Genomic DNA, 9,115 nt, shown 5'->3' with positions numbered 1-9,115 from the left:
TCATTGCCCTGCCGGGCATTTCTCCCCGTATAGTGACGGGGAGAAAGGGCTGGCCGCAATGTTGCGATTGGCGAAATCATCAACGACAGCGTCCCCTCGCCCCGTTTACGGGGAGAGGATGCCGGCAGGCAGGTGAGGGGCGGCGCTGACCTGGACATTGTCAGCCCTACTTCACCGCCGAATCGAACAGATGCGCCTTGATCTTCTCGACATCGAGCGCGGCAAAACCTTCCGACAGCTTGACGCCGTCGGCATCGGCCTTGACCTTAGCCTTGTCGAAATCATTGGCCGGGCCGATCAGCTCGTTGGTGCAGACATCCTCGGCCTTCACCGGAGCGGTGATCTGGCCGATCTTGTGGATTTCGTCGAAGAAGCCCTGCCAGCTCGCCATGTCGTGCGAGCCCCAGCCGCCGCGTTTGTCCATGTCGCCGCGGAAGACGTTGATCTGCTGCAGGATCGATGTGGTGCCGAGCTCCGGCCCGAGATTCTTGGCCAGCGTCGGGAACTGCTCGAACACCGCTTCGACGGCCGCGCGGGGATTCTGGTAGCCGAATTCGAGGCCCATCGCCCAGCCGCGCAGGTACTTTTCCAGCAACGCCTTCTTGTCGGCATCCTCGAGGTCGGCGGCGCGCACGACGAAAGTGTTGGCCGGCAGCTTCGAGTTCTGCACGCCGAGCCAGTATTCGAAGTCGAGCCCCTTGGCGATCCATTCGGCGCGCAGGCCTTCCCACGACAGGGCAGCGTCGCCCTGGCCGCCGGCAAGAGCCGTGCCCCATGTCGGCCAGCCGGCTTCGACATATTTGACCTTCTTGATGTCGACGCCCTGCGCCGCCAGCAGCGGGTCGGTGATCGACTGCCAGGCGGCTGAGCCGAGCAGGATGGTCTTGCCTTCCAGCTTCTTCAGGTCGTTCGAGCCCTCGCCCTTGCGGAAGGCGATGCTGAACGTGTCGCGGGCGCCCATATGGAACACCGACTTCAGCTTCATGCCGTTCTGGATGGCGAAGGAGAACACGCCGGGCGACGGGAAGCCCATATCCGCCTGGCCGACATCGACGAACTTCACCGTCGCGGTGCCGTCCGACGGCCCCGGCTGCATGTCGGTGTCCAGCCCATCGAAATAGCCGGCCTTCTTGGCTGCCCAATAGGGATAGTCGTCGAGCACTTCGAGCGTGCCGCGCGGCGAGATCCAGGTGAATTTTCCGTAGGGTTCGGCCCTGGCCTTGAGGCCGGTGGCGCCAAGCGCCGTCGCCGTCACCAGCCCGGCGCCGGTCACCTGCAGGAAGTAGCGGCGGCTGATGCCCGCCGGGCTGATCGAGTTCTCTTTGGTCATGGCATTCCCCTTTTTGTTTGAGTCAGTTTCTTGCCGCCCGCCTCCCGGGCGTCGTCTGTACTTTTGTGTTCAAGCCTCCCAGCTCGCCCATTTCTTGCCGATCAGGAAGAACAGCACGTAGATCAGGATGCCGAGCGTCGACAGGATCAGCACCACGGCGAAGAACTGCGGCATCTGGATCATCGACGAATAGGTCGTCAGCCGGTTGCCGAGGCCGAAGCCGCCGCCGACCATCTCCGCGCCGACCGCGGTCAACAGGCCGAAGATGGCGCCGATCATCAGCCCGACCAGGATCATCGGCAGCGCCATCGGCGCGCGGATCTTCCAGAAGATCTGCAAGGTGCTGGCGCCATAGGAGCGCGCCAGCGCGATCTTGGCGCTGTCGACGCGGCGAAAGCCGGTGGCGGCATTGATCATCACCATCGGCCCGGCGGCCAGCGCCACCGCGATGATGCGCGGCGTGTAGCCGAAGCCGAAGCGCAGGATCAGCAGCGGCACCAGCGCCAGCATCGGCGTGGTGACCAGAAGCAGGATGTAGGGCGCGACGATCTTCTCGGCGAACGGGAACTGGGTGATGACGGCGGCCAGCACCAGGCCGATGATGGCGCCGATGGTGAAGCCGGACACCAGCTCGACGAGCGTGTAGCCGAGATGCGGCGCGATCAGCGGAAACTCGTCGAACAGCGCATAGGCGATCGAGCTCGGCGGCGGCATGATGTAGAGCGGCACGTGGAACAGCCGCAGCGCCAGTTCGATGCCGCCGATGATGATCACCGCCACGGCAAGAATGGCCGCCACCTCCTTGCCCGACTTGATGCCGGGGCCGCTGGCGAAGGCCGACAGATTGGTCAGGCTGACCTCGTGGCCATCGCCCGACTTGGCACCCGACTTGGACTTCGAGAATTCCGGAATGGCGTCGCCCCCGCTCACGGCCTGATCCTCACGATCTCTGCGCTCGGGCGCTCCGCTGCTTTTGGCCGCGTGCGTTCGCCGACAATGTCCATCTTGATACGGTTGGTGAGGTCGAAGACCTCCTTCGTCGCCATGATCTCAAGCGAGCGCGGCCGCGCAAACGGCACGCGATATTCCTTGGCGACGCGGCCCGGCCGGGCGCTCAGCACCACGACCCGGTCGGAGAGGAAGATCGCTTCCTCGATCGAGTGGGTGATGAAGACGATGGTTGTCTTGGTGTCGAGCCAGATCTCCTCGACCAGCCGGTTCATCTCCTCGCGGGTGAAGCTGTCGAGCGCGCCGAACGGCTCGTCCATCAAAAGCACCGAAGGCTTCAACGCCAGCGCCCGCACGATCGCCGCGCGCTGCTGCATGCCGCCGGAAAGCTCGCGCGGAAACTTGCCGCCGAAGCCGTCGAGACCGACGCGGTTCAGCAGATGCGCAATCCACGCCCGGTCCGGCTTCTCGCCCTTGATCTCGAAAGGGAAGCGGATGTTGGCGTCGAGATTGCGCCACGGCAGGAGGTTCGCCTCCTGGAAGACGATGCCGATATCGGGATGCGGACCGGTGATCGCCTTGCCATCGAGCCGGATCTCGCCGCTGGTCAGGCTGTGCAGGCCCGACATCGACCACAAGAGCGTGGTCTTGCCGCAGCCGGAAGGGCCGACGATCGAGACGATTTCATTGGCGCTGACATCGAGGCTGCAGCGGTCCAGCGCCAGCAGGTCGCCGGAGGCCGTGTGATAGATCTTGGTCGCTGCCTGCACGCCAAGCTTCGGCTTTTTTGCATCGCCCGTATTCATCTGCCCCCCGGGAAGATTGCGCGATGATCCATTGGCTCATCCCCAGCGAAAATCAGTCTGTAACTATCCTACTTTCCTGTCAAGCACCGACGATGGCCACCGTATCAGGAAAATCGATTAGTATGCTTATCTGATTGTTTTAATATCGGTTTTGCGGCCTTGAAATGCATGTTGCTTTCCTACATACTTCGGAACTGACACGGATCGGAGAGGACCGGAGGAAGGTGATCTTTACCCTACGTTGCGATGCGGTCGGGCGCGTGGAGCCAGGGCGTGCAAACATGCTAAGACGGCAGCCTCGCAACCCAGGGAAAGACCAGGACCCCATGAACGAAGCTGGCAGCCAGGACGAGCCTGTTCCAGGCCAGGATACCGAGGGGCGCGATCCTGTCCGGCGCATTCCCGACATCATCTCGCTGGTCAAGGATTCCTACAGCGAATTGCGCCCGGCCGAACGGCGTGTCGCCGATGTCGTGCTCGACGACGTCAAATATGCCGTCGACGCCTCCAACGCCGCCCTTGCCCAGCGCGCCGGGGTCAGCGAACCGACGGTGACCCGGTTTTGCCGCGCTATCGGCTGCGAGGGCGTGCGCGACTTCAAGCTGAAGCTGGCGCAGAGCCTCGTCGTCGGTGCGCTCTATCTGGCCAAGTCGCCCTCCGTCAGCAATGACAATGGCATGCCGTTCTGGAACGCCGTATTCGGCGAGGCGCGCCGGGCGCTGCAGGAGGCCGAGCGGCAGCTCGACCCGGCGCAGCTGCAGAAAGCCGCCGATCTGATCGCCAAGGCGCGCCAGGTCACCGTGTTCGGCCTCGGCGGCAGCTCCTCGGCGCTGGCGCAGGAAACCCAATACCGGCTGTTCCGCTACGGCATCACCGTCAGCGCCCAGTGCGACCCCTATCTGATGCGCATGACCGCCTCGACGCTCAAGCCGGGCGATCTGGTGATCGCCATTTCGGCGACCGGACGCACCCGCGAGGTGATCGAGGCCGTCGAGCTCGCCAAGCACTACCGCGCCAACGCCATCGCCGTAACAGCGCCCGACACCGAACTCGCCCGCGCCTGCGACGTCAGGTTGACGGTGGCGGTCCCGGAATATCCCGACACGCTGAAGCCGACGGCCTCGCGCTTCGCCTTCCTGGCGGCGATCGACCTTCTGGCGGTGGCCTCGGCCTACAAGCTCGACGGTTCGGCCCGCGAGACCGTGCGCCGCATCAAATACAACGCCCAGATCCACCGCACCGGCAAGGAGATGGAGCCGCTCGGAGACTAGCTCCCTTCTCCCCGTTCACGGGGAGAAGGTGCCGGCAGGCGGATGAGGGGCGGCGCCGAGTTCAACAATTGATGATCCCAACTTGGATTGGGCGCATGCACAAAGAGGAAAGAAATGCTCGAAATAGCACCGACGAAACAGGCAGCCGCATGGCTCGAATCCCTGGCGCAGGCACTCGCAGCCGGCGACGTGGCCGCTGCGAGCAACCTGTTCGTCGACGATTGCTACTGGCGCGATCTCCTGACCTTCACCTGGAACATCACCACCATGGAAGGCCGCGAAGCGATCGCCGACATGCTGGCGGCGACGCTGGCGACGGCCAAGCCGAGCGCGTGGCAACTGACCGGCGAGGCGATCTCGGACGATGGCACCATCGAGGCGTGGTTCAGCTTCGAAACCGCGGTGGCCAGGGGAGAGGGCATCATGCGGCTGCGCGACGGCCGCTGCCGCACGCTGTTCACGGCAATGACGGACCTGAAAGGCTTCGAGGAGCGCAAGGGGGCGAAGCGGCCGCTTGGCGTGCGCCACAAGGCCGATCCCAGGCGCGAGACCTGGTCGGAGGCGCGGGCGCGCGAGACGCGCGAGCTCGGCACCGAGGAACAGCCCTACTGCCTGGTCATCGGCGGCGGCCAGGGCGGCATCATGCTGGGGGCGCGGCTGCGCCAGCTCGGCGTGCCCACCATCGTCATCGAGAAGAATGCGCGGCCGGGCGATTCCTGGCGCAACCGCTATCGCACGCTCGTGTTGCACGATCCGGTCTGGTACGACCATCTGCCCTACATTCCCTTCCCCGAAAACTGGCCGGTGTTCACGCCCAAGGACAAGATGGGCGACTGGCTGGAAATGTACACGCGCGTCATGGAGCTCAATTACTGGGTCGCCACCAAATGTCTCAGCGCGTCCTATGATGAGGCCGAAAAAGTCTGGACCGTGGTGGTCGACCGCGTCGGCCGCCAGATCACGCTGAAGCCGAAGCACATCGTCTTTGCCACCGGCGCCTACGGTCCGCCACGGCGGATCGATCTGCCGGGCGCCGACCGGTTCAAGGGCGAGTTGCTGCACTCCAGCCAGTATGCCAGCGGCGACAAATTCCGCGGCAGACGAGTCGCGGTCATCGGCGCGGCAAGCTCCGGCCATGACGTCTGCGTCGACCTCTGGGAAAGCGGCGCCGAGGTCACAATGATCCAGCGTTCGCCGACGACGGTGGTCAAATCGGACACGCTGATGGAAGTCGGCTTCGAGATCTTCTCGGAAGACGCACTGGCGCGCGGCATCACCACCGAGAAGGCCGACATGATCGTCGCCTCGACGCCGTTCGCGCTGGTGCCCAAGGGCCAGCGGGCGCTTTACGAGGTGATCAAGGCGCGCGACGCGGCCTTTTACGACCGCTTGCGCGCCGCCGGCTTCGCCCTCGATTTCGGCGACGACGAGACCGGCCTTCTGATGAAGGCCTACCGCACCGGCTCCGGCTACTATATCGATGTCGGCGCTTCCGACCTGATCATCGACGGCAAGATCGGCATCCGCAGCGGCGTCGCCATCAAGTCGCTGACCCCGAGCGGCATCCTGTTCGAGGACGGCAGTGAACTCGTCGCCGACGCCATCATCGCCTGCACCGGCTATCAGTCGATGAACGAGACTGTGGCTTCGATCGTCTCGCGCGAAGTAGCCGACAAGGTCGGCCCCTGCTGGGGGCTTGGCTCGGGCGTCAAGGGCGACCCCGGACCCTGGCAAGCCGAACTGCGCAACATGTGGAAGCCGACCGCGCAGGAAGCGCTGTGGTTCCACGGCGGCAATCTGGCGCTGTCGCGGTTTTATTCGAAATATGTGGCGCTGCAGATCAAGGCGCGGATGGAAGGCATTGAGACGCCGGTCTATGGGAAGCCGAGCAATTCAGGCGCTGCTGATCTCCCCCCTCGAGGGGGAGATGTCGCCGAAGGCGACAGAGGGGGTCGCCGCGCGTAGAGCGCCAGCCTCCATCTGCCGCAAGGAGGTCGCATCCAGTCGAACCGACCCCCTCTGGCCTGCCGGCCATCTCCCCCTCAAGGGGGGAGATCAGCTAATCGTGCCGGTGCCCGAAGTGCCTCGCCGCCACCTCGACATGCGTATGCGACGCCTGCGCCACGAAACGCTCGGTCTCGTTGTGATCACCCGCCTCGTTCGGCCACCAGGTGCCGCCAATAACGATGCCTTCCGACACCAGCCTCTGGTCGGCGACCAATGACGCGCCGACCGCATCGACGAAGGTGAAGCGGCCCGGGCGCTGCCGGAGCACGGCGACATCGCCGACGGTGCCGACCGCCAGCGTGCCCAGGTCAGGCCTGGCGATCGCCCGCGCCGGCGCTTGCGTCGCGGCGCGCAGGACCTCGATCAGCGGCATGCCGAGCGCCAGCAGCTTCGACATGCAGACCAGTATGTCGAAGGCCGGCCCGTCGACGCAGTAGAGATGCACGTCGCTCGAGATCACGTCGGGCGCCAGCCCTTCCTCGAGCATGGCACGGGCAACGGCGAAATCGAACGAGCCCATGCCGTGGCCGATGTCGAAGATGACGCCGCGCTCGCGTGCCAGCCGCATGTCCGGCCGCACCGCGCCGGAAGCAAATACCGGCGAATTGGGAAACGGCCGAAAGCAGTGGGTGAGAATGTCGCCCTTGCGCAGGCGCGGCAGCACTTCCGAGCGGCCGGGCGGCGGCTCGTCTATATGCGCCATCAGCGGCAGGCCGGCCTGGTCGGCGGCCTCCAGCGCCAGATCCACCGGCGCGATGCCGCTGGTGCCGCCGGCATGCTTGCCGGAGCGGACTTTTACGCCGACCACGACATCGCGGTGCTCGCGCGCGGCTGCGACCACCTCGCGCGGTTCGCAGAGCCTGAGGTCGCTGCACTCGCCGACCGACACCGTCTGCGAGAAGCCGAAAATGCCGGCAAAGGAAATGTTGACATAGGCCAGGATGCGGACCTTCGAGCGCTCCATGACATGGCGGCGGAAGCCGAGGAAATTGCCGGCGCCCGCACTGCCCGCATCGATGAAGGTGGTGGTGCCGCTCTTGGCGGCCAGCCGGTCGGCATCGACGCCAAGCGACGTGCCGCCCCAATAGACGTGGCTGTGCAGGTCGACCAGGCCCGGCGTGACGATGCAGCCGCCGGCATCGACGATCTGCGCTGCGCTGTCCGCCGGTATATCGGCATCGACTGCGGCAACGCGGCCATTGGCGATGGCGACATCGCGCGGCGCGTCGAGGCCAGCGGCCGGATCGATCAGCCGTCCGCCCTTCAGCAGGAGGTCGAATTGCATTGCGGTCACCTCCGCTTCGTTGCTTTGCCTACAGAGGCCGGTAAGCGACCGCCTCGACCTCGATCTTGATATCGATCATCAGCCGCGATTCGACCGTGGTGCGGGCCGGCGGGTTTTTGGGGAAATGCCGGGCATAGACCGCGTTGAAGGCGCCGAAATCGCGCGCATCTTCCAGCCAGACCGTGGTCTTCACCACATCGTCCATGGTGCAGCCGGCCAGCGCCAGCGCGGCCTTGATATTGGCGAGCACCTGCTCGGTCTGTTCCGATATGCCGCCCTTGACCACGATGCCGTCGCTGCCGACGGGAACCTGGCCCGAGACATAGACGAGATCGCCGGCCCGCACGGCGGGCGACAACGGCACATGCGATGTTCCAAAACACTGTTTCGGCAAGGGACAAGCCTCCTCTGATGACAGGACGGGGTGCCATGGCAGCGCCCGCTTCGATCGACATTTACGCCGATCGGGGCGATCCTCATAGGGGCCTTGTTGGAAAGCAACATTCTTCGAAATCCGTGTTGCTTTATTACAAGAGCGCTTGCATCGTACGCGCTGACGGGCGGCTTGGAAGCCGCAACGTACAGACGCATTTGCCAGAGCGGAGACACCCAGCGATGACTTACGACAAGAACCCGTTTCCATCAGGCGATGCCGATCGCCACGCGCTCTGGGAAATGCTGGTGCGGCGCGACATCGACGCTTTCATCGGCCAGGACTGGGCCATGGTCGAGGATGATTTCGTCGCCGAGAGCTTCTTCGGCATGCACGCGCATTTCCTCAGCAATGCCGATGCCTGGCGGCTGCAGTTTCCAAGGCTGGACATCTACCGCGACGAATGGCTGCGCCAGGCCAGGGAGACGGCGGCGACCAAATTCGCCGAGCCGCTGCGCGAGGCGCTGTTTCGCGTCACCAACATGCGCGACATCGATGTCGACGGCGACCGCGCCGTGCTGCACAAGAAATTCGACGGCTCGGTTGCCAAGGCGGACGGCAGCGTCGACCGCTTGAAATGGCAGACGCTGTATTTCTGCAGCAAGGTCGGCGGCAGCTGGAAGATATCAGGCTTCGTCGGCTACATGCCGCATCCGCTCGGCAGCTAGAACCACCGATCACCAGAGCGCAGGATGGGTCGGGCCGAACGTGCGGCCCGGCACCGCGGCCGCCATCAGCGAGCCGTTGAACAGCGATGGCGGATGCAAGGCGCCCGCATTCCATCAAACGCATCGCCAGACATTGGCAATGCCTTTTGCGCCCATTCTTACGAATTTGTATGCCGCCGGACAGGCCGGTGTGAACTCGTTTGCTTACGATGCACGGAGCGGATCGCCACCGCCCCGCCGCAACCGTCGACCTCTGGACTTCAACCATGCTCGCGCCCAACAGGCAACAACCCGCCGCACCGAGCCACAACAGGGTTCCCGATCTCACCCTCGACTTCTGGCTGGTCAAGCTGATGGCGGTCACCAC

General features: G+C 64.6%; 8 protein-coding genes. 3 read left to right on the top strand and 5 right to left on the bottom strand.

Features of this window, described 5'->3' with window-relative positions; translation table 11 throughout:
* Positions 1-166 precede the first annotated feature (166 nt).
* The 3 genes from EOD15_RS21915 to EOD15_RS21905 form a co-directional block, all read right to left on the bottom strand.
* Positions 167-1,330: an ABC transporter substrate-binding protein gene (locus EOD15_RS21915; RefSeq protein ID WP_127408816.1), complete on the bottom strand. Its 1,164-nt coding sequence runs from the start codon at positions 1,328-1,330 to the stop codon at positions 167-169.
* Between the two features lie 69 nt (positions 1,331-1,399).
* Positions 1,400-2,260 (bottom strand): ABC transporter permease, encoded by an 861-nt coding sequence (locus tag EOD15_RS21910; RefSeq protein ID WP_127322105.1) that lies wholly within the window; start codon positions 2,258-2,260, stop codon positions 1,400-1,402.
* Positions 2,257-3,084: an ABC transporter ATP-binding protein gene (locus tag EOD15_RS21905; RefSeq protein ID WP_127322104.1), complete on the bottom strand. Its 828-nt coding sequence runs from the start codon at positions 3,082-3,084 to the stop codon at positions 2,257-2,259. Before EOD15_RS21905 ends, EOD15_RS21910 begins: the two co-directional genes overlap by 4 nt.
* 326 nt (positions 3,085-3,410) lie before the next feature.
* On the opposite strand from EOD15_RS21905, the gene EOD15_RS21900 reads away from it, so the two are divergent.
* Together EOD15_RS21900 and EOD15_RS21895 are read left to right on the top strand one after the other, a co-directional pair.
* Entirely contained in the window at positions 3,411-4,355 is a 945-nt protein-coding gene (locus EOD15_RS21900; RefSeq protein WP_127273418.1) for a MurR/RpiR family transcriptional regulator, read from the top strand.
* A 114-nt stretch (positions 4,356-4,469) separates the two neighbouring features.
* Positions 4,470-6,320 (top strand): NAD(P)/FAD-dependent oxidoreductase, encoded by a 1,851-nt coding sequence (locus EOD15_RS21895; protein WP_245463731.1) that lies wholly within the window; start codon positions 4,470-4,472, stop codon positions 6,318-6,320.
* Between the two features lie 94 nt (positions 6,321-6,414).
* Here EOD15_RS21895 and EOD15_RS21890 read toward each other — a convergent pair whose 3' ends face one another.
* Both EOD15_RS21890 and EOD15_RS21885 read right to left on the bottom strand, forming a co-directional pair.
* Positions 6,415-7,647: an amidohydrolase/deacetylase family metallohydrolase gene (locus tag EOD15_RS21890; RefSeq protein ID WP_127408815.1), complete on the bottom strand. Its 1,233-nt coding sequence runs from the start codon at positions 7,645-7,647 to the stop codon at positions 6,415-6,417.
* 28 nt (positions 7,648-7,675) lie between these two features.
* Positions 7,676-8,041 carry a RidA family protein gene (locus EOD15_RS21885; protein WP_013528752.1) on the bottom strand — a complete coding sequence of 122 codons (366 nt, stop codon included), beginning with the start codon at positions 8,039-8,041 and terminating at the stop codon, positions 7,676-7,678.
* A 221-nt stretch (positions 8,042-8,262) separates the two neighbouring features.
* Between EOD15_RS21885 and EOD15_RS21880 the strand changes: the two genes are divergently transcribed.
* The gene (locus EOD15_RS21880; RefSeq protein WP_127408814.1) at positions 8,263-8,748 is read left to right on the top strand and encodes a hypothetical protein; all 486 of its coding nucleotides are present in this window, start codon (positions 8,263-8,265) and stop codon (positions 8,746-8,748) included.
* Positions 8,749-9,115: the final 367 nt, after the last annotated feature.

The organism is Mesorhizobium sp. M7A.T.Ca.US.000.02.2.1, assembly GCF_003996995.1.
Taxonomy (GTDB): domain Bacteria; phylum Pseudomonadota; class Alphaproteobacteria; order Rhizobiales; family Rhizobiaceae; genus Mesorhizobium.
Note: the sequence above shows the minus strand (reverse complement) of the source record. Positions and strands in the feature narration are given on the sequence as shown.